Annotated in this window: 17 protein-coding genes and 1 pseudogene; 8 read left to right on the top strand and 10 right to left on the bottom strand. The window is 60.1% G+C overall.

Going from position 1 to position 19,677, the window contains the following annotated elements:
* Positions 1-183: 183 nt before the first annotated feature.
* Positions 184-1,239, bottom strand: coding sequence for an AbrB family transcriptional regulator (locus tag D8U82_RS04940; RefSeq protein WP_130901760.1), 1,056 nt, complete (start codon positions 1,237-1,239; stop codon positions 184-186).
* A gap of 146 nt (positions 1,240-1,385) precedes the next feature.
* On the bottom strand, positions 1,386-1,808 hold the full coding sequence (locus D8U82_RS04935) for an HD domain-containing protein (protein ID WP_095181993.1): 423 nt from the start codon (positions 1,806-1,808) through the stop codon (positions 1,386-1,388).
* A gap of 158 nt (positions 1,809-1,966) precedes the next feature.
* Here D8U82_RS04935 and D8U82_RS04930 point away from each other — a divergent pair, with 158 nt between their 5' ends.
* The gene (locus D8U82_RS04930; RefSeq protein ID WP_130901759.1) at positions 1,967-2,398 is read left to right on the top strand and encodes a hypothetical protein; all 432 of its coding nucleotides are present in this window, start codon (positions 1,967-1,969) and stop codon (positions 2,396-2,398) included.
* A 70-nt stretch (positions 2,399-2,468) separates the two neighbouring features.
* Here D8U82_RS04930 and D8U82_RS04925 read toward each other — a convergent pair whose 3' ends face one another.
* The 5 genes from D8U82_RS04925 to D8U82_RS04905 form a co-directional block, all read right to left on the bottom strand.
* Entirely contained in the window at positions 2,469-2,753 is a 285-nt protein-coding gene (locus tag D8U82_RS04925; protein WP_125918741.1) for a hypothetical protein, read from the bottom strand.
* Positions 2,754-2,896: 143 nt separating this feature from the next.
* Positions 2,897-3,445 (bottom strand): cupin domain-containing protein, encoded by a 549-nt coding sequence (locus tag D8U82_RS04920; RefSeq protein ID WP_011333561.1) that lies wholly within the window; start codon positions 3,443-3,445, stop codon positions 2,897-2,899.
* A gap of 351 nt (positions 3,446-3,796) precedes the next feature.
* Positions 3,797-5,080 (bottom strand): FAD-binding oxidoreductase, encoded by a 1,284-nt coding sequence (locus D8U82_RS04915; protein WP_024013330.1) that lies wholly within the window; start codon positions 5,078-5,080, stop codon positions 3,797-3,799.
* 49 nt (positions 5,081-5,129) lie between these two features.
* Positions 5,130-6,620 carry an aldehyde dehydrogenase gene (locus tag D8U82_RS04910; protein WP_110600952.1) on the bottom strand — a complete coding sequence of 497 codons (1,491 nt, stop codon included), beginning with the start codon at positions 6,618-6,620 and terminating at the stop codon, positions 5,130-5,132.
* Between the two features lie 255 nt (positions 6,621-6,875).
* Positions 6,876-8,252, bottom strand: coding sequence for a glutamine synthetase family protein (locus tag D8U82_RS04905; RefSeq protein WP_007918694.1), 1,377 nt, complete (start codon positions 8,250-8,252; stop codon positions 6,876-6,878).
* Positions 8,253-8,534: 282 nt separating this feature from the next.
* Here D8U82_RS04905 and D8U82_RS04900 point away from each other — a divergent pair, with 282 nt between their 5' ends.
* The 5 genes from D8U82_RS04900 (at position 8,535) to D8U82_RS04880 (ending at position 13,881) form a co-directional block, all read left to right on the top strand.
* Positions 8,535-9,296: a gamma-glutamyl-gamma-aminobutyrate hydrolase family protein gene (locus D8U82_RS04900; RefSeq protein ID WP_130901758.1), complete on the top strand. Its 762-nt coding sequence runs from the start codon at positions 8,535-8,537 to the stop codon at positions 9,294-9,296.
* 369 nt (positions 9,297-9,665) lie between these two features.
* Positions 9,666-10,808: a polyamine ABC transporter ATP-binding protein gene (gene potA, locus D8U82_RS04895; RefSeq protein WP_130901757.1), complete on the top strand. Its 1,143-nt coding sequence runs from the start codon at positions 9,666-9,668 to the stop codon at positions 10,806-10,808.
* Positions 10,805-11,719, top strand: coding sequence for an ABC transporter permease subunit (locus tag D8U82_RS04890; protein WP_024013334.1), 915 nt, complete (start codon positions 10,805-10,807; stop codon positions 11,717-11,719). Before potA ends, D8U82_RS04890 begins: the two co-directional genes overlap by 4 nt.
* Positions 11,716-12,588 (top strand): ABC transporter permease subunit, encoded by an 873-nt coding sequence (locus D8U82_RS04885; RefSeq protein WP_130901756.1) that lies wholly within the window; start codon positions 11,716-11,718, stop codon positions 12,586-12,588. Before D8U82_RS04890 ends, D8U82_RS04885 begins: the two co-directional genes overlap by 4 nt.
* Positions 12,589-12,783: 195 nt before the next feature.
* Positions 12,784-13,881 carry a polyamine ABC transporter substrate-binding protein gene (locus D8U82_RS04880; RefSeq protein WP_095182000.1) on the top strand — a complete coding sequence of 366 codons (1,098 nt, stop codon included), beginning with the start codon at positions 12,784-12,786 and terminating at the stop codon, positions 13,879-13,881.
* Between the two features lie 244 nt (positions 13,882-14,125).
* On the opposite strand, the pseudogene thpR reads toward D8U82_RS04880, so the two are convergent.
* Positions 14,126-14,655, bottom strand: a pseudogene (thpR, locus tag D8U82_RS04875) (RNA 2',3'-cyclic phosphodiesterase).
* Positions 14,656-14,761: 106 nt separating this feature from the next.
* Between thpR and D8U82_RS04870 the strand changes: the two are divergent.
* The gene (locus D8U82_RS04870) at positions 14,762-14,956 is read left to right on the top strand and encodes a hypothetical protein (protein ID WP_110600946.1); all 195 of its coding nucleotides are present in this window, start codon (positions 14,762-14,764) and stop codon (positions 14,954-14,956) included.
* Positions 14,957-15,021: 65 nt separating this feature from the next.
* Here D8U82_RS04870 and D8U82_RS04865 read toward each other — a convergent pair whose 3' ends face one another.
* Together D8U82_RS04865 and D8U82_RS04860 are read right to left on the bottom strand one after the other, a co-directional pair.
* The gene (locus D8U82_RS04865) at positions 15,022-16,164 is read right to left on the bottom strand and encodes an HlyD family secretion protein (protein ID WP_110600944.1); all 1,143 of its coding nucleotides are present in this window, start codon (positions 16,162-16,164) and stop codon (positions 15,022-15,024) included.
* The gene (locus D8U82_RS04860) at positions 16,161-17,816 is read right to left on the bottom strand and encodes an MFS transporter (RefSeq protein WP_016775184.1); all 1,656 of its coding nucleotides are present in this window, start codon (positions 17,814-17,816) and stop codon (positions 16,161-16,163) included. The genes D8U82_RS04865 and D8U82_RS04860 overlap by 4 nt, the downstream gene beginning before the upstream one ends.
* 309 nt (positions 17,817-18,125) lie before the next feature.
* Between D8U82_RS04860 and D8U82_RS04855 the strand changes: the two genes are divergently transcribed.
* Entirely contained in the window at positions 18,126-19,421 is a 1,296-nt protein-coding gene (locus tag D8U82_RS04855; RefSeq protein ID WP_016775185.1) for an OprD family porin, read from the top strand.
* The last annotated feature ends 256 nt before the right edge of the window (positions 19,422-19,677 follow it).

Raw genomic sequence — 19,677 nt, 5'->3', positions numbered from 1 at the left:
TATGCCTGTTTGTGCTTGTAGTTGCAGGTTTTAGCGACACTAGCGAAAGTCTCAGGCAAATACAAACGCAACGGCTATCAATGCTTTCGATCATTGGAATCAACACGGCGAATTTTTTCTTTGCGCTGCGCCTGTTCACAATGGCACCACTCTCAAAAGCTCAGGATGCACAGCCCATGAATCTCAACTTCGCCTTCGCCTGCATGATCGTCGTGTCGTTCGCGATTGCCTTGGGCCACGCCTGACCTGCACCAACAACGCCGGGGCAAAATGCAGCAGCACCATCCGGCTCAGATGATGCGTCAGGATAAACACCACATTCAGCCCGCCGCCAAACGCGACAATCGCAATCGTCTCGATCGCGCCCGGCATGTACGCCAGCCACAGCGCCAGCGGATCAGTGCCCAGCCAGCGCGCAGCTACCTCGGCAAACGCCGCTGCGACGACGATCATCAAGCCGACCGAAACCAGAGCGGTGCGCCCATGCCGCGCCAGTTCTGCGATGCCGAGCCCCTGAAAACGTGAGCCGATACGCACGCCAAGAATCAGTGCGGCCAGGTTCAAACTCCACTCCGGCATGTGAAAGCTGTGCAGCCATCCCGACTTCACAAATACAGCGGTTATGAGAATTGCGGTAAGCATGAATGGCGCCGGGACGCCGATCAGCAACAGCAAGCGGCCGAGCAATACGCTCAGCGCGATGACAGAGAACGCGGTCAGCGCCATGCCTGTGGTCAACGGATCGCTGACGACTTCAGCCACCGCTGCTTGCCCGGGAATGAGCAAACTCACCAGCACGGTGATCAACAGCAGTCGCATCAGATGCACGATGATGACTTTGCTCGAAGCCTTTTCCGACTCGAGCAAATCGAACACTGCGGCCAATGCGCCGGGATAGACCGCCAGCAGTGCATCGGTACGGTTCCAACCGGCGCCGCGTGTCAGCCACCATCCGGCGAGTGCGATTTGTACGGTCAAGCAGATCAGCAACACGCCAAGGCTGGGCAACATCGTCGTCGCCGTTTCGCTGTCCCATGCTTCGAACATCAGCCCGGTGGCGATGCCCAGCGTGACCTGGATGTAGCCCAAGCCATAAGGAGTTGCCGGGGCGATGCCGGTTTTACTGGCAAACAACGCGGTAACGACAATCGAGCCCAGCAGCAAGCCGTGGGGTACGCCTTCAAACTGCAATAACGCGCCGAAACCGGCCGCAATCAACAAGCACACAATGGATTTCATAGTTCGCCTTCCTGGCTATTTATCTGACACACCACCATTCCCCTGTGGGAGCGAGCCTGCTCGCGAAAGCGTCCTGCCAGTCACAGATGAATAACTGATCTATCGCCTTCGCGAGCAGGCTCGCTCCCACAAGAATCCAATACGTCTTACATACGCAAGCGTGCAATCGCCCGCCGATATTTCTCGATCCGCTCCAGATCCTCCCAACTCGGCGAGGCGATCCGCGAGATATCGCTGTTCTCTTCCAGATCCGCCAGCTTCACCACCCGGCCAATCGGGTTTTGCGCGGCGCGGTCGACAAAATCCTCGTAGGACTCGCCCGGCACTTTGGTCACTGCCGCGATCGCCGCCAGCACCTCTTCGCTAAAGCCTTCCCCGCGCAAATCATCCAGACTCACCCCGCAATCCTCGACCACATCGTGCAGCACAGCGACGATGCGCTCCTCCAGCGTGTGCATGCGCAACATGACTTTCAGCGGATGCAGAATGTACGGCGCCCCGCCCTTGTCCACCTGCCCGGTGTGGGCCGTGGCGGCAATGGCGATAGCGCGTTCGAGGGTTTGGGCCATGGGAATCGAATCCTGCGCTGAATGTTTCTGATTGTTGCGCAGTGTACGCGAAGATCGCTCAGCGCAAACCGATTGAACCTTGCCCGCCCTCGCCGCCTCGAAACCAGACAAGCGCCAAATCACCGATCAGACGCGGCGCCATTGGAGAGGAATTGCCGATGAAAACCCGACTGCTGCTCCTGATCGCCACGTTCGCCATCATCCCCACCTGCGTCATGGCTGAAGGCTGCGACGTGCAGACCCGCTCCTCCAGCGCCTCGGTGCCAGCGGTGGAAACCCACAGCTGCTACGAATACGAAGGCATGCCGGTGGACTCCATCAACTGGTCCTGCAGCAACGAAACCAAGGACACCCTCAACGCCACCAAGAAAAAAGTCGATCGCTGCGACGACCACTACCAGGCCACCTGCACCGCCCGCCTCACCCAGGAATCCCTGGCCAACCCGCACTCGACCAGCAAAGACAAAAGCGCCAAACCGATGAACATGCCCGACAACGCCAAAGTCACCACGTATTACTACGACGGCGAGCACCTGGCGCAGGCAAAGATTGATTGTGAGAACAGCGGCGGGAACTGGAAGGCTAAGTAACCTCGGTCATCGAGGATTGCCTGATAGAGAGCCCGGCTTGATGCCGGGCTTGCTGCATCTGCAAACAGCTTCAACCCTCACCAGCACCGCTGCTGGTGCCGCTGTCGTTCGATTGCTTCGAACCACTGGGCTTGGAGCCCGCAGGGGTCGAGCCGTCGTTGTTGGTGGTGTTGCCTTGTGTACCTTTCGGCACGGTGGCACCGTTGGAATGAATGTCTTCCGGCGCACTCGGATTGGCTTGGCTGTTGCCGTCGTTAGCAGTGGGTGCCGGGGTGTCGCTGGCGGCGGTCGCGTAGAGCGAAGTGGCGGATAACAGCGTGGCCAGGGTCAGTGCTGCGAGGTTGGATTTGCGCATGTGGGCGGTTCCTTTGCGGGGGTAAGGTATGCATTGGAAGCGCGTGCGCGGGGAAAATGCGGGAGGGCTGACGAATGGCAGGAAAAACAACCCGCCACCTCGTAAAAGATGCCGGGTCAACAAAAAAATAATGCGTTATCCGATCAGAAATTCGCCGGCGTATTCGCGCTGATTATCTCTGCCTCATCCGCGCCGATATTCCGGAATTTATGCGGCAACGTCGTCGGAAAGTAATAACCATCCCCGGCACTCAGCACACTCACCTGCCCATCCACGGTCAATTCCACCGTGCCGCGCGTGACCAGCCCGCACTCTTCGCCTTCGGCATGCACGATCGGCTCTTCGCCGGAGCTGGCGCCGGGGGCGTATTGTTCGCGGAGCAGGCGCATCTGGCGGCTGGGCACGGAGGCGCCGATGAGCAGCAGGCGCAGGCCGTGGCGGCCGAGGTCGGGTTGTTCGTTGGCGCGGAACACGTATTGGTGTTCGCGCGGGGGCTGGTCGAAGGTGAAGAAGTCGGCCAGGGACATCGGTATGCCTTCGAGCAGCTTTTTCAGCGAGCTGACGGAGGGGCTGACGCGGTTCTGTTCGATCAGCGAGATGGTCGCGTTGGTCACGCCGCTACGCCGGGCGAGCTCGCGCTGGGAGAGTTTGTAGCTTTCGCGTACTAGTTTGAGTCGAGAACCCGTATCCATGACAGCCTTATGTAAGAGCGACTTAAGGGCGATGGGGGTGGGTGGCGGGTGACGCGCAGGTCGCGCGAATCACGTTGCTCCCGTGTCCCGGAACCGTGAAAGGCGGCTATTAAATCACGTTTGCCGGTGTTGCTCAGCAGGTTCGATGGATGGTGATCGAAATGAGCTGGCTGGCGATTATTGCGGACAAATAAAAAACTTGTGGGAGCTGGCTTGCCAGCGATTGGATGGCACATTCAACATCCCTTTTGCTGAAAGACCGCAATCGCTGGCAAGCCAGCTCCCACAGGTTTTGTGTGCTGTTTAGGGAAAAACCGGCGAGGTCTTTCGGACCGCCGCCGGCAAGGTCAATCAGACGCCGAAACGGTCGCGCAGGGAATAGTAAACCGCGCCCAGAGCGGTGAGCGGTGCGGAGAAGGTGCGGCCGCCGAGCATTGGCATGTGCGGCAGCGAGGCGAAGGCGTTGAAGCGTTCGGCGTCGCCGCGGATCATTTCCGAGATCAGTTTGCCGGCCAGGTGCGAGCAGGTGACGCCGTGGCCGCTGTAGCCCTGCATGTAGTAGGCGTTCTTTTCGATACGGCCGAATTGCGGCATGCGCGACATGGTCAGCAGGAAGTTGCCGGTCCAGCGGTAGTCGATCTTCACGTCTTTGAGCTGCGGAAAGGTCTTGAGGATCTTCGGCCGAATCAGCTGCTCGATATCGTCCGGCTCCCGCGCGCCGTAGACCACACCACCACCGTAAAGCAGGCGGTTGTCAGCGGTGAGGCGGTAGTAATCCAGCAGGTAGTTGCAATCTTCCACGCAATAGTTGTTGGTGATCAGACTGCGTGCCTGCTGCTCGGTCAGCGGTTCGGTGACAACGATCTGCGAGCCGCACGGCATGCTTTTCGCGGTGACGCGGTTGTCGAGACCTTGCGGCAGATAAGCGTTGCCGGCGATCAACAGGTATTTGGCGCGGACCAGGCCTTTGGCAGTGCGCACGGTGATCGGCTCGCCATAGGTAATTTCGACCGCCGCCGACTGTTCGTAGATCTTGCCGCCCAAACGCACGATGGCAGCGGCCTCTCCTAGCGCCAGATTCAACGGATGGACGTGGCCACCCTGCATGTCCAGCAAACCGCCAACGTAGGCGTCGGAACCCACTTCGCGACGAATATCCGCTGCATCGAGCATCTTCAGATTGCGGTTGCCGTAGCGTTCCCAGTTGCGCTTCTGCTCGGCCAGGCCGTTGAGCTGTTTCTTGTTCATCGCTGCGAAAATACCGCCCGGGCGGTAGTCGCACTTGATGTCGTAATCCTTGATGCGCGAACGAATGATATCGGCGCCTTCGAAGATCATGCTGCCGAGGATTTCTGCAGTCTTGTCGCCGTAGCGCTCTTCGATGACATCGACGTCGCGGCTGTAGGAGTTGACCAGTTGCCCGCCATTGCGCCCGCTGGCGCCGTAGCCGACTTTCGCCGCTTCCAGCACGGTGACTTTGTAGCCGGCTTCGCTGAGGAACAGTGCCGAGGACAGGCCTGTGTAGCCGGCGCCGATAATGCAGACGTCGCAGTCCAGCGCTTCTTCGAGAATCGGGAAGTCGATGACTTCGTTGCGGGTGGCGGCGTAGTAGCTGTTTACGTGTTGCTGTTTCATAGGTTTCTCCGAGGGCCGCCAACCAGGGGCGGCCGCCGCTGTAAAAGAGTCAGAGCTTGATCCAGGTCGCTTTCAGTTCGGTGTACTTGTCGAACGCATGCAGCGATTTGTCGCGGCCATTGCCCGATTGTTTGAAGCCACCGAATGGCGCGGTCATGTCGCCGCCGTCGTACTGGTTGACCCAGACGCTGCCGGCGCGCAGGCCGCGGGCGAAGGTGTGCGCCTTGCTCAGGTTGCTGGTCCACACCCCGGCGGCGAGGCCGAAGATGCTGTCGTTGGCGATTTGCAGGGCTTCCTCGGCAGTGTCGAAGGTGATCAGCGACAGCACCGGGCCGAAGATTTCTTCCTGAGCGATGGTCATCGCGTTGGTCACGCCGTCGAAAATCGCTGGCTGTACGTAGAGGCCGCCGGTTTCTTCGAGGGTGCGTTGGCCGCCGGCAATCAACTCGGCGCCCTGCTCGCGGCCGATGCTGATGTAGCGCAGCACGTTGTCCAGTTGACGCTGGTCGACCACGGCGCCGACGGTAGTGGCCGGATCAAGCGCATGTCCCGGTTTCCACGCTTGCAAGGCTTCCACCAGCAGCGGGATGAACTGCTCGCGAATCGAGCGCTCGACCAACAGACGCGAGCCGGCAGTGCAGACTTCGCCCTGGTTGAAGGCGATGGCACTGGCTGCTGCCTGGGCTGCCGCGCGCAGGTCCGGGGCGTCGGCGAACACCACGTTCGGGCTCTTGCCGCCGGCCTCGAGCCAGACGCGTTTCATGTTGCTCTGCCCGGCATAGATCATCAGCTGCTTGGCGATCGCCGTGGAGCCGGTGAAGGCCAGCACGTCGACGTCCATGTGCAACGCCAATGCCTTGCCGACGGTGTGGCCGTAGCCCGGCAGCACGTTGAACACGCCCTTCGGAATACCCGCCTCCAGCGCCAGTTGCGCGATGCGGATAGCGGTCAGCGGTGATTTTTCCGAAGGCTTGAGGATGAACGAGTTACCCGCCGCCAGCGCCGGGGCGAATTTCCAGCTGGCCATGATCAGCGGGAAATTCCACGGCACGATCGCCGCGACCACGCCGGATGGCTCGCGAGTCACGAGGCCGAGTTGATCGTGCGGCGTGGCGGCAACTTCGTCGTAGATCTTGTCGATGGCCTCGGCGCTCCAGCGGATCGCGTTGGCGGTCGCCGGGATGTCGATGTTCATCGAATCGCTGATCGGTTTGCCCATATCGAGGGTTTCCAGCAGCGCCAGTTCTTCCTGGTGCTGCAGGATCAGATCGGCGAAGCGGATCAGCACGCGCTTGCGCTCGGCCGGGGCTTTTTTCGCCCAGATGCCGGAGTTGAACGACTGGCGCGCGGCTTCGACGGCCAGGTTGGCGTCGGCTTCATCAGTGCTGGCGACGGCGGCAAGAAAGCGGCCATCGACCGGGCTCAGGCATTCGAAGGTGTCGCCGCTGATCGCCGGGCGATATTCACCGTCGATGAAGGCGCGGGATTCGATGGACAGGGACTGGAAGCGTTGTTCCCAGTCGTTGCGGGTTGTGGTCATTGTTTTTGAGCTCGACAAGGGGGAATTTGGGGGTTGGTCTGGTTGCTTTGCCTGGCCGGGAATCGCTGCCCTCACCCTAGCCCTCTCCCAGAGGGAGAGGGGACCGATCGGGGGATGTCTGGTAACTGCGCCGACCTGAAAAATCTTTGCCGAATCCATCATCGACTGGATCGTTCAGGTCGCCGGATATCTCCAGACGACGCGGTCAGTCCCCTCTCCCTCCGGGAGAGGGTTAGGGTGAGGGGCTTTTGATCTTCAGACCGTATGCAGATACCAGTTGTACTCAAGGTCTGAGATCGAGTTCTCGAACTCGGCCAGCTCGCTTTCCTTGCACGCGACGAATACGTCGATGTACATCGGGTCGATGTAGCGCGCCATGACTTCGCTGTCGTCGAGTTCGCGCAAGGCGTCGCGCAGGTTGTTCGGCAGGCTCTGCTCGTTCTGCTCGTAGCTGTTGCCCTCGACCGGGGCGCCCGGTTCGATCTGGTTGGTCAGGCCGTGGTGAATACCGGCCAGCACCGACGCCATCAGCAGGTACGGGTTGGCATCGGCACCGGCGACGCGGTGTTCGATGCGTACGGCATCCGCTGAACCGGTCGGCACGCGCACGGCCACGGTGCGGTTGTCGATGCCCCAGCTCGGCGAGTTCGGCACATAGAACTGTGCGCCGAAGCGGCGGTACGAATTGACGTTCGGGCAGAGGAACGCCATTTGCGCCGGCAGGGTCTCGAGCACACCGCCGATCGCGTGACGCAGTGCGGCGTTCTGCTCGGGATCCTCGCTGGCGAAGATGTTGTTGCCTTCTTTATCCAGAATCGAAATGTGCACGTGCAAACCATTGCCGGCCTGGCCCGGATAAGGCTTGGCCATGAAGGTCGTGTCCATCTCGTGGTCGTAGGCGATGTTCTTCACCAGACGCTTGAGCAGGACCGCGTAATCGCACGCCTTGATCGGGTCGGAGACGTGATGCAGGTTGACTTCGAACTGCGCCGGGGCGCTTTCCTTGACGATCGCATCAGCGGGAATGCCCTGCTCTTTCGCGCCTTCGAGGATGTCTTGCAGGCAGTCGACGTATTCGTCGAGGTCGTCGATCAGGTAAACCTGGGTCGACACCGGACGCTTGCCGGATACCGGTGAACGTGGCGATTGCGGACGGCCATTCACGTTGTCCTGGTCGATCAGGTAGAACTCGAGTTCGAACGCCGCGCAGATGGTCAGGCCGAGGTCGTCGAATTTGCGCACAACGTTGGCCAGCACTTCACGCGGGTCGGCGAAGAACGGCTGGCCTTCGATCTCGTGCATGGTCATCAGCAGTTGAGCGGTCGGGCGTTTTTGCCACGGCTCGATGCTCAGGGTGCCGGGGATCGGGTAGCAGATGCGATCAGCATCGCCAATATCCAGGCCCAGGCCGGTGCTTTCCACCGTCGAGCCGTTGATGTCCAGCGCGAACAACGACGCCGGCAGGTTGATGCCTTTTTCGTACACCTTATGAAGACTGGTGCGTTCGATGCGCTTGCCGCGCACCACACCGTTCATATCCGCAATCAGAAGGTCGACGTACAAAACCTCAGGATATTTCTTAAGGAATGCGTTGGCTTCGTTGAGTTGAACGGTACGCAGAGGGACCGACATGATGCACCTATTTAGCTGTTAATTATTATGTTCACCACCGTGTTGCGAAGCCAGTCAATCCGAAAGGCAAAGTGAAGTCAATAGCGAACACCCTACCCTGCAGCCTTTATTTTTCGCGCTTTTCTTAACACTCTCGTGCCATATCCGCCGGCAAACCCCGGTAAACCTGAGTGATTTGATGAACGGCGTTTAGAATTTTTTACATGGCAGTTGTTAATTAAAATCAACAAGGCTAAGCTCCGGAAAAGCTCGTTCAAGTGACAGACTTCGAGGTGAATAAAAATGGCATTCAAGCCATTGATCGGCGTTACTGCGTGCGTCAAACAGATTGGCCTGCACCCCTATCACATCAGCGGCGACAAGTACGTACGTGCTGTCAGCGTTGGCGCCCAAGGGTTGCCAGTGGTCATTCCTTCCCTCGGCAATCTGACTGAAATCGATGATCTGCTCGGTCAGCTCGACGGTCTGTTGCTCACCGGCTCACCCTCGAACGTGGAACCCTTCCACTATCAAGGCGCGGCCAGCGCCCCCGGCACGGATCACGATCCGGCTCGCGACGCGACCACCCTTCCTTTATTGCGTGCAGCCATCGCGGCGGGCGTTCCGGTGCTCGGCATCTGCCGTGGCTTCCAGGAAATGAACGTGGCCTTCGGCGGCAGCCTGCATCAAAAGGTGCACGAGCTGCCCGGCATGCTCGACCACCGTGAATCCGACAGCCCGGATGTGGCCGTGCAATACGCCCCGGCCCATGCGGTCAGTGTGATCGCTGGCGGTGTGTTCGAAGCGCTGGAGCTGCCCGACGAATTTCAGGTCAATTCGATTCACAGCCAAGGCATCGACCGCCTCGCTCCCGGCCTGCGTGCTGAAGCCGTGGCACCGGACGGTTTGATCGAAGCGATCTCGGTCGAGCACAGCCCGACCTTCGCCCTCGGCGTGCAATGGCACCCGGAATGGCAAGTGCTGGACAACCCGAACTACCTGAAGATTTTCCAGGCGTTCGGCGCAGCGTGCCGGCGACGGGCGGCGAAGCGCAGTCAGCGCTGACGCAATCCCAGACCAGATAACGATTTACTGCCCCCACGGCTGGCGGGTGTGCGTTTGCACATCCGCCCGTCGTGAACTGCAACACCCGTGATAACAACAAGTACGACCCAGGCAGCCAGGACGGCGGCGCCGAACAAGCCGGATCGGTACGGACAAAGGCCACTCAGGTCAACGCATATCCCCTGTGGGAGCGAGCCTGCTCGCGAAAGCGGTGTATCAGCAAACGATGATGTCGACTGACACTCCGTATTCGCGAGCAGGCTCGCTCCCACAGGTTCTGCGCCAGCTGACAGGCATTCCGGACCGTTCCGCAATCCACTTAAGCCCGGCCACATTGGCCAGGCACACGACACCTGTTGGGAGTTTCACATGGCAAACGCCTCCAGCACTTACCGCAAGGCACTCGAAGGTCATCAGCAACCGAAAAAGGTGCTGGTGAAAGTCGATCGTGTCACCAAGAAGTTCGACGAAACCGTGGCCGTGGACGATGTGTCCCTGGAGATCCATCAGGGCGAAATCTTCGCGCTGCTGGGCGGTTCCGGTTCGGGCAAATCGACTCTGCTGCGCATGCTCGCCGGTTTCGAGCGGCCGACCGAGGGGCGGATTCTGCTCGATGGCGTGGACATCACCGACATGCCGCCGTACGAGCGGCCGATCAACATGATGTTCCAGTCCTACGCGCTGTTCCCGCACATGACCGTGGCACAGAACATCGCCTTCGGCCTCAAACAGGACCGTTTGCCGGCCAGCGAAATCGATGCCCGCGTCGAAGAAATGCTGCGTCTGGTGCACATGACCCAATACGCCAAGCGCCGCCCGCACCAGTTGTCCGGCGGCCAGCGTCAGCGCGTGGCGCTCGCCCGCTCGTTGGCCAAACGGCCGAAACTGTTGCTGCTCGACGAGCCGATGGGTGCGCTGGATAAAAAGCTGCGTTCGCAGATGCAGCTTGAGCTGGTGGAAATCATCGAGCGCGTTGGCGTGACCTGCGTCATGGTCACCCACGACCAGGAAGAAGCCATGACCATGGCCCAGCGCATCGCGATCATGCACCTGGGCTGGATCGCGCAGATCGGCAGCCCGGTGGACATTTATGAAGCGCCGGTCAGCCGCATGGTCTGCGAATTCATCGGTAACGTGAACGCCTTTGACGGCACCGTGGTGGAAGACCTCGAAGGCCACGCGATCATTCACAGCCCCGACTTGCAACAGAGGATCTATGTCGGTCACGGCGTCAGCACGTCGGTGCAGGATAAGTCGATCACCTACGCCATCCGCCCGGAAAAAATGCTCGTCAGCACCACTCAACCGGAGTTCCGCTACAACTGGTCCGAAGGCAAGGTGCATGACATCGCCTACCTCGGCGGCCATTCGGTGTTCTACGTCGAGCTGCCCGGCGGCAAGATCGTCCAGTCGTTCATGGCCAACGCCGAACGCCGTGGCGCGCGGCCGACCTGGGACGACAAGGTCTACGTCTGGTGGGAAGACGACAGCGGCGTGGTGCTGCGCTCATGAGAACTTTCAATCAGCAATTCTTGCGCCTGGTGCCCAGCGGACGAAAACTGGTGATCGGCATTCCGTTCATCTGGCTGTTCCTGTTCTTCATGCTGCCGTTCTTTCTGGTGATGAAGATCAGCTTCTCGGAAGCCGCGCTGTCGATCCCGCCGTACTCGGAGATCTACACCTTCGCCGAACAGAAATTCCAGCTGCTGCTGAACATCGGCAACTACACCCTGCTCGGCGAAGACGAGCTGTACCTGTCGGCGTACCTCGGCTCGCTGAAAGTCGCGGCGCTGAGCACGCTGATGTGCCTGGTGATCGGTTTCCCGATGGCCTACGCGATCACCAAGACCGGCAAGGAAACGCAAAACGTCCTGCTGCTGTTGATCATGATGCCGACCTGGACGGCGATCCTGATCCGCGTGTATGCGTGGATGGGCATCCTCAGCAACAACGGTCTGCTCAACGGGTTCCTGATGTGGACCGGGCTCACCGATCACCCGATCGAGATCCTCAACACCAACACTGCGGTGTACATCGGCGTGGTCTATGCCTATCTGCCGTTCATGGTGCTGCCGCTCTACGCCAACCTGGTCAAGCACGACAACAGCCTGCTGGAAGCCGCGCAGGATCTGGGTTCGAGCAACTTCAACAATTTCTGGAAGATCACCGTGCCGCTGGCCAAGAACGGCATCATTGCCGGTTGCATGCTGGTGTTCATTCCGGTAGTCGGCGAGTTCGTGATCCCGGAACTGCTGGGTGGCCCGGAGACGCTGATGATCGGTCGCGTGCTGTGGCAGGAGTTCTTCAATAACCGCGATTGGCCGGTGGCTTCTGCGCTGGCGGTGGTGATGCTGTTGATCCTGATTGTGCCGATTCTGCTGTTCAACCGCAGCCAGGCCAAAGAGATGGAGGCACGGGGATGAAACGCTTCAACTTTTCCAAATTCATGCTGATCTTCGGCTTGATGTTCATTTATCTGCCGATGCTGATTCTGGTGATCTACTCGTTCAACGCCTCGAAACTGGTGACGGTGTGGGGTGGCTGGTCGATCAAATGGTATGTCGGCCTGCTCGACAACACGCAACTGATGGGCTCGGTGCTGCGCTCGCTGGAGATCGCCTGCTACACCGCGATTGCCGCTGTGGCACTGGGGACGCTGGCGGCGTTCGTACTGACGCGGGTGACGCGCTTCAAGGGTCGCACGCTGTTTGGTGGCCTGGTGACCGCGCCGTTGGTGATGCCGGAAGTGATCACCGGTCTGTCGCTGTTGCTGCTGTTCGTGGCGATGGCGCAGCTGATCGGCTGGCCGCAGGAGCGCGGCATCGTCACCATCTGGATCGCCCACACCACCTTTTGTGCAGCCTATGTCGCGGTGGTAGTCTCCGCGCGCCTGCGGGAGCTGGATCTGTCGATCGAAGAAGCGGCGATGGATCTCGGCGCCAAACCATTCAAAGTATTTTTCCTCATCACCATTCCCATGATCGCGCCGTCGCTGGCCGCCGGCGGGATGATGTCGTTCGCCTTGTCGCTGGATGATCTGGTGCTGGCGAGTTTTGTCTCCGGGCCGGGCTCGACGACGCTGCCGATGGAAGTGTTCTCGGCGGTGCGCCTGGGTGTGAAACCCGAGATCAACGCCGTGGCCAGCCTGATTCTGCTGGCAGTGTCGCTGGTGACTTTCCTTGTCTGGTACTTCGGCCGCAAGGCAGAGGCCAACCGCAAAAAAGCGATCCAGGAAGCGATGGATCAGACCGCGAATGAGTCGTGGCAACAGCCGGCAACGGCGACTGCCTGAGCAACACTGAAGAACAACTGTGGCGAGGGGATTTATCCCCGTTGGGCTGCGAAGCGGCCCCTGCAGTTCTACCTGAAGACTCCGTATTCAGGTTTTGCGACTGCTTCGCAGCCGAGCGCGGATAAATCCCCTCGCCACAAGGTTCAAGTGCACCGAGCTTTTGTTTTGTTGAATAAGAAGAAGGGAGTTGTAGCGATGAAAATGTTTGGCAGGACTCTGCTGACACTGTCCTTAATGGGCGCAATGGTCATGGGCGCCCAGGCCAACGACAAGGTGCTGCGTGTTTACAACTGGTCCGATTACATCGCGCCGGACACCGTGAAAAAGTTCGAAGACGAGACCGGCATTCGCGTGACCTACGACGTCTTCGACAGCAACGAAACCCTGGAAGCGCGCCTGCTCGCGGGCAAATCCGGCTACGACATCGTCGTGCCGTCGAACAGTTTTCTGGCCAAGCAGATCAAGGCCGGTGTTTATCAGCCGCTGGACAAATCGAAGCTGCCGAACTGGAAGAATCTCAACCCGGTGCTGCTGAAAAACGCCGCCGCCAGTGATCCGGACAACGCGCATGCGTTCCCGTACATGTGGGGCTCGATCGGCATCGGTTTCAATCCGGCGAAGGTCAAGGAAGTTCTCGGCGCCAACGCCCCGACCAACTCCTGGGACTTACTGTTCAAACCGGAGAACGCGGAAAAGCTCAAAGCCTGCGGCATCAGTTTCCTCGATTCGCCGACCGAAATGCTCCCGGCCGCCCTGCACTACCTGGGCTATCCGGTGAACGACAAGGACAAGGCGCACATCGCCGAAGCCGAAGCGCTGTTCATGAAAATCCGCCCTTACGTGGCGTACTTCCACTCCTCGAAGTACATCTCCGATCTGGCCAACGGCAACATCTGCGTGGCGGTGGGTTACTCCGGCGACGTCCTGCAGGCCAAGGCCCGCGCGGTGGAATCGGGCAACAACGTGGTGATCGACTACAGCATTCCCAAGGAAGGCGCCGGCAGTTTCTACGACATGGTCGCCATCCCCCGTGATGCGGCGAACGTCGACAATGCCTACCTGTTCATGGACTTCCTGATGCGCCCGGACATCATCGCCGAAGTCACCAACAGCATCGGCTACAGCAACGCCAACGCAGCGGCCACGCCACTGGTGGACGAAGCGATCCGCAACGAACCGGGTTCGTATCCGTCGCAAGCGGTGATGGCGACGTTGTATGCAGTGCCGGATCAGCCAATTGCCACGCAGCGGATCATGACGCGCGGCTGGACGCGGGTGAAGCTCGGTAAATAAAAACACCGATGATCAAAATGTGGGAGCGAGCCTGCTCGCGAAGGCGGTAGGACAGGCGACGAAAATATTGGGTGTGCCGACGCTTTCGCGAGCAGGCTCGCTCCCACAATGAAGCAATGCAGTGCTGAAAATTTTCCGTTCACGCAGCGCACTACCACCGCTGCACCCTGCTCTGAACGGCCTCACCCGGCTCCCTCGGCTCGGGTGATTTTGCAGGCGCCTTCGGGCGCCTTTTTTTGTCCGTTCAGATCAACGGCCAGTCCTGCACAACCCGATACCGCCCCTTGTGCGATTCGAACAGAGCGAAGCGTTCAGCACGCAGAAAGAACTCCGGCGGCGTGCGCGCTTCCGGCTCCGGCGCGCGGTATTCGCGGGCCAGCGTAAGGTGCGGGCGGAACTCGCGGGTGGCTTCTTCAAAGCCGAACGGCAGCATCGCCTGTTCCAGCGCGTAGACCAGGCGCAACAACGCTGGCGGCGCCTGTTCCGGTGCCAGCGATAGCACACCGGCGCGATGCCAGACCTGCAAGCGATCCAGCTCAATGCGCAACGTTTCGCCGGGAATCCCGCTGCTTCACAGACGCCATGAATCTGCGCCAGCGGCACCGCACCGAGGAACAGCAGAGTCAGATGAAAGTTATCCGCCGGCACCGGTTTGCCGCTGCGCAGGCCCAGTTCCGCGCGCCACTGGGCGATTGCCTTGCGCTGCGCCGGCGGGCAATCCAAAGCGAAAAACAGCCGTTTCGACGGTTCCTGCCTGCGCACTTCATCCATCATCGCCCTGCCCCCATATCGTCATGATCGCGCCGATTCTACACAGCCTGTTCTGACGACTCGCGACAGGAAGCTATAGTTCAAGGATTGCCATCAACCGGAGGCTGCCATGCGCGAGATCCTCAGCAAAGAACCCTGGTGGGCCCGGCCACCACATCCCGGACAGGACGAAAGCGAACTGGAATGGGGCTGGCTGGTGCATTACAGCGAAGGCGAACCGCGCTTCGAATTCGTTCGCGAGAGACCCAGCGACGAGCAGATCCGCAACCGCAAAAGTTGCCGGGTCACCCCCTCGGCCGAGTGAATAGACCCTGTGAGCACTAATCCTGTGGGAGCGAGCAGGCTCGCTCCCACAGGGTCATGCATTGATCAGTGGGGTTGGGTGTCGCCGGCGGCGGTGTCGATGCTGACAACCACTGACATCCCCGGCCGCAAGCGTTCTTCTTCCTGCTGATCGGGATCGATGGTGATGCGCACCGGCACGCGCTGGGCGATCTTGACGAAGTTACCGGTGGCGTTGTCGGCCTGCAGCAAGGCAAATTCCGAGCCGGTGCCCGGCGAAATATGCTGCACATGGCCGGTGAATCTGCGGTGGTTCAAGGCGTCGACGGTAAAGCGTACCGGTTGCCCGACCCGCACGTTGGCCATCTGGGTTTCCTTCATGTTGGCGATTACCCACTTCTGGTCCGGGACCAACGCCATCAACTGCGCGCCGGAGTTGACGTAGGCCCCCAAGCGCACGCCGATCTGCCCGAGCTGGCCGTCGCGCGGGGCGACAATCCGCGTGTTCGACAGATCAATCCGCGCCAGTTGCACCGCAGCTTCGGCGCTGGCCACGGCGGCCTCCAGCGAGCCGCGATTGACGATCACCGTTTGCAGATCCTGCCGGGCGATTTCCAGATTGGCCTTGGCCTGCGCCACAGAAGCCGTGCTTTGCGCGTTGGCAGCGAGGGTCACGTCAAATTCGCGCTTGGACACCGAGCCGTCGCGCACCAGTTCCTGATTACGCCGCAGATCGGCCTCGCTCTTGCGCAACTGCGCCTGGCTGTCGGCGAGCACCGCCTGACGCAATTTGATCGTCGCTTCAGCGCTGTTGCGCTGCTGCACGACGTTGGCCAATCCGGCTTTCTGCACCGCCAGTTGTGCCAGGGACTGGTCGAGGCGTTGCTGATAAATGCGGTCGTCCAGACGCACCAGCAGGTCCCCGGCCTTGACGTACTGGAAGTCCTGCACCGGCACCTCGAACACATAGCCGCTGAGCTGCGGACCGATGATCGTCACCTGCCCGCGAATCAAGGCGTTTTCGGTAGTTTCGACCGCACTGCTGAATGGCGGCAGTTGCCAGGCATACAACACGATCAGCACGCCGACGATGGCGATTGCGGCAAAGCCCAGCGAAGAGATGATCCGCACCCGCAGCGAACGCGGCGCAGTATTCGGTGACGATGGCGGCGCCTCCCCTTCAGGCGTGGCGGCGATGGCGTTGGTAGTTGTGGTGGTCGGTTCGGTCATGAAGAAGTGGCACCGCTGGGTGGTACGGAAGGTGTCGGCTCAATGGCTTTGGTGGTGCTCATCAGCCACAACGCGCGAATCGAAAGCCAGATCATGGTCAGGACGGCAATGACCGCAATCAGCATGAAGACATCGTTATAGGCCAGCACGTTCGCTTCGCGTGTCGCCGCATTGGCGAGGCTGCGCATGCCGGCCAAATTGCGCAGGCTCGGGTCGGCGAGCAAACCGCCGAACGCCGAGCCGCCGCTCTGCACTCGCGCCGCCACCAACGGATCGGACATCACCAGATGATCGACGATGTGGCTGGAGTGGTACTTCTCGCGCACGATCTGAAAAGTGCCAAGCAACGCCGCGCCGAGCAGTCCGCCGAGGTTATTGCAGATCCCGAACAGCACGGAAAAACTCACCAGGTTGCGCGGATTGGTCAGCACGTTACGCGTGCCGAAGACCATGGTCGGGCCGAGAAAAAACGTACTGCCGAATGCCAGCAGGAACTGGCTGAAATACATGTTGGCGGGACGGGTCAGGTTATTCGAGAAGCTGTCCATCACCGAACCGGTGGCCATCAGCGCCAAGGAAATGATCAACGGCATCAGCAAATGTTTGGGGTCGATGGTCAACGCGCTGGTGGCAAGCCCGGCGATGCTGCCGATCAGCATCACCACGTACAGACTGTGTAACTGCTCATAGCCCATGTTGAGGTTCTGCATGAAACCGACCGCGCCGGTGGATTGCTCCGAGGTGACCATGCGAATCAGGGTCACCGCCAGCGCCAGGCGGATCATCGTTCCGCTGCCCAGCCAGCGGGTCATCAACATCGGGTTGCTGCGGTTGTGCTCGATGGCCAGGCCCATGATGATCAGCGCGATCGAACAGGCCAGCGCCACGCCGATCCAGTCTGCCTCCAGCCACCAGTCGATCCGCCCCAGCGACAACACCGCGCACAACAACGCCACACCGGTGGCGAGGATGGCGAAGGTGAGGAAATCGAGTTTTTCAAAGGTTTTGAAGCGGTCACCGGGCGGCAATTTCAGTAGCAAGACACAGCCGAGTGACAGCAGGGCCATGCCCAATTCGAACAGGTACAAACCGCGCCATTCGGCGATCTGCAACAGGTCTTCGGAAAACAGCCGCGCCAGCGGTAACGCCAATTGCGACGTGCCGAGGCCGAGCACCAGCGCTTTGAGCCGCCACTTCGCCGGGAACGCCTGGACCATGTAATACAGACCCAGCGAGCTCAGCGCCGCACCGACCATGCCGTGGGCAGCCCGCACCGCCACTGCCGAGTTCAGATCGTTGACGAACAAATGGCCGAAGGTCACTAGGGCATACAGCACCAGAAATACTTCGGTGAACGCGCGCAAGCCGAATTGCTGGCGAAACTTCACCAGCAGCAGGTTCATCGACACGTTGGTCATCACATACGCCGCCGGCAGCCAGGCCATCTCCGCCGTGGTCGCGCCGAGCGAGCCTTGCAGGTAAGGCAGGTTGGCAACCACCAGCGAGTTGCCCAACCCACCGGTCACCGCCACCAGCACGCCAACCGCCGCGTACGCCAGGCGCTTGGGCGTGGAGTGCAGCGGTGTCGACGGAGAACCGGGCAGGCTGGGCTTTTCGTGGGGTTGCCAGTTGCGCGGGGCGTATTTATCCATGAATCGGCCTGGTGCTGGGGGTGGAGGAAGTTTGCCGCAATTTGACGGGCAATACACGACTCGACAGACACCAAGGAACCCTGTGGGAGCGAGCCTGCTCGCTAAAGCGCTGTGTCAGTCGACAACTTCATTGATTGAAAGTCCGCATTCGCGTGCAGGCTCGCTCCCACATGGGTTCGGCGTCGAATGGGAGGTCATCGTATAACTTCCAGTTGACAATCCCCGAAAATCTGGGAAATATCCGCATCGATGTTGTACGACGACGTATGACAAATAATAAAAACAACAAACGATCCAGGGAGCGTCACAGTGAGCCCACTCGCCCGCAATTCCGTCCGCCCTTCACGTTTTGCCCATTTCAAACCGCGTTCGACCCTGAGCCTGATCGGTTGCAGCAGCCTCGCTCTGGCCTTGCCGATGAGCGCCGATGCCGAGGGCTTTCTCGACGACAGCAAAGCCACGCTGAACCTGCGCAACGCCTACTTCAACCGCAACTTCGTCAACCCGGCCTATCCGCAGGGCAAGGCCGAAGAGTGGACGCAGAGCTTCATTCTCGACGCCAAATCCGGCTTCACCCAAGGCACCGTCGGCTTCGGCCTCGATGTGCTCGGGCTGTATTCGCAAAAGCTCGATGGCGGCAAAGGCACTGGCGGTACGCAGTTGTTGCCGATTCATGATGACGGTCGCCCGGCCGACAATTTCGGTCGCCTCGGCGTGGCGCTGAAAGCCAAAGTCTCGAAGACCGAATTGAAGGTCGGCGAATGGATGCCGGTATTGCCGATCCTGCGCTCCGACGACGGCCGCTCCCTGCCGCAGACCTTTCGCGGCGGGCAGATCACGTCCACTGAAATCAACGGCCTGACCGTCTACGGCGGCCAGTTCCGTGGCAATAGCCCGCGCAACGACGCGAGCATGGAAGACATGTCGATGAACGGCCGCGGTGCATTCACCTCCGATCGTTTCAACTTCGGCGGCGGCGAATACAGCTTCAACGAAAAACGCACGATGGTCGGCGTGTGGTACGCCGAGCTCACCGACATCTACCAGCAGCAGTATTTCAACCTCAGCCACAGTCAGCCGATGGGCGACTGGACGCTGGGCGCCAACCTCGGTTTCTTCACCGGCAAGGAAGACGGCAGCGCTCAGGCCGGCGACCTCGACAACAAGACCGCGTTCGCCCTGCTCTCGGCCAAGTACGGTGGCAACACCTTCTACGTCGGCCTGCAGAAACTCACCGGCGACGATGCCTGGATGCGCGTCAACGGCACCAGCGGCGGCACCTTGGCCAACGACAGTTACAACGCCAGTTATGACAACGCCAAAGAGCGCTCCTGGCAGGTGCGTCACGACTACAACTTCGTTGCGCTGGGCGTGCCTGGCCTGACCCTGATGAACCGCTACATCAGCGGCGATAACGTGCACACCGCCACCACCAATGACGGCAAGGAATGGGGCCGCGAATCAGAGCTGGCCTACACCGTGCAGAGCGGCCCGCTGAAGAACCTCAACGTGAAATGGCGCAACGCGACCATTCGCCGGGACTTCAGCACCAACGAATTTGACGAGAACCGGATTTTTATCAGCTATCCGATTTCGTTGTTGTAACGGTTGGCGGTTTGCCCTGTGGGAGCGAGCCTGCTCGCGAAAGCGCCGGACCAGTCGATTTGTTCTGACTGGCACACCGCATTCGCGAGCAGGCTCGCTCCCACAAGGGGATTGCATTGCCAGGCAGGTATCGGGTCTTGAGAAAATGAATCGCCCCTTCCGTCATCTACACCAAAAGTCGCGTTGACAAGATCCGGAAACCCTACCGATACTTCAGCGCAGTCATACGACAACCTACAACAAACCTAATAACAAT

It is taken from the genome of Pseudomonas sp. Sample_23, assembly GCF_004307595.1.
Classification (GTDB): Bacteria; Pseudomonadota; Gammaproteobacteria; order Pseudomonadales; family Pseudomonadaceae; genus Aquipseudomonas; species Aquipseudomonas atacamensis.
Note: the sequence above shows the minus strand (reverse complement) of the source record. Positions and strands in the feature narration are given on the sequence as shown.

What these genes read in the sequence shown, in the direction of transcription:
- D8U82_RS04940 (WP_130901760.1), bottom strand. Translation starts at nt 1,239, where the DNA reads ATGAAATCCATTGTGTGCTTGTTGATTGCGGCCGGTTTCGGCGCGTTA.
- D8U82_RS04935 (WP_095181993.1), bottom strand. Translation starts at nt 1,808, where the DNA reads ATGGCCCAAACCCTCGAACGCGCTATCGCCATTGCCGCCACGGCCCAC.
- D8U82_RS04930 (WP_130901759.1), top strand. Translation starts at nt 1,967, where the DNA reads ATGAAAACCCGACTGCTGCTCCTGATCGCCACGTTCGCCATCATCCCC.
- D8U82_RS04925 (WP_125918741.1), bottom strand. Translation starts at nt 2,753, where the DNA reads ATGCGCAAATCCAACCTCGCAGCACTGACCCTGGCCACGCTGTTATCC.
- D8U82_RS04920 (WP_011333561.1), bottom strand. Translation starts at nt 3,445, where the DNA reads ATGGATACGGGTTCTCGACTCAAACTAGTACGCGAAAGCTACAAACTC.
- D8U82_RS04915 (WP_024013330.1), bottom strand. Translation starts at nt 5,080, where the DNA reads ATGAAACAGCAACACGTAAACAGCTACTACGCCGCCACCCGCAACGAA.
- D8U82_RS04910 (WP_110600952.1), bottom strand. Translation starts at nt 6,620, where the DNA reads ATGACCACAACCCGCAACGACTGGGAACAACGCTTCCAGTCCCTGTCC.
- D8U82_RS04905 (WP_007918694.1), bottom strand. Translation starts at nt 8,252, where the DNA reads ATGTCGGTCCCTCTGCGTACCGTTCAACTCAACGAAGCCAACGCATTC.
- D8U82_RS04900 (WP_130901758.1), top strand. Translation starts at nt 8,535, where the DNA reads ATGGCATTCAAGCCATTGATCGGCGTTACTGCGTGCGTCAAACAGATT.
- potA (WP_130901757.1), top strand. Translation starts at nt 9,666, where the DNA reads ATGGCAAACGCCTCCAGCACTTACCGCAAGGCACTCGAAGGTCATCAG.
- D8U82_RS04890 (WP_024013334.1), top strand. Translation starts at nt 10,805, where the DNA reads ATGAGAACTTTCAATCAGCAATTCTTGCGCCTGGTGCCCAGCGGACGA.
- D8U82_RS04885 (WP_130901756.1), top strand. Translation starts at nt 11,716, where the DNA reads ATGAAACGCTTCAACTTTTCCAAATTCATGCTGATCTTCGGCTTGATG.
- D8U82_RS04880 (WP_095182000.1), top strand. Translation starts at nt 12,784, where the DNA reads ATGAAAATGTTTGGCAGGACTCTGCTGACACTGTCCTTAATGGGCGCA.
- D8U82_RS04870 (WP_110600946.1), top strand. Translation starts at nt 14,762, where the DNA reads ATGCGCGAGATCCTCAGCAAAGAACCCTGGTGGGCCCGGCCACCACAT.
- D8U82_RS04865 (WP_110600944.1), bottom strand. Translation starts at nt 16,164, where the DNA reads ATGACCGAACCGACCACCACAACTACCAACGCCATCGCCGCCACGCCT.
- D8U82_RS04860 (WP_016775184.1), bottom strand. Translation starts at nt 17,816, where the DNA reads ATGGATAAATACGCCCCGCGCAACTGGCAACCCCACGAAAAGCCCAGC.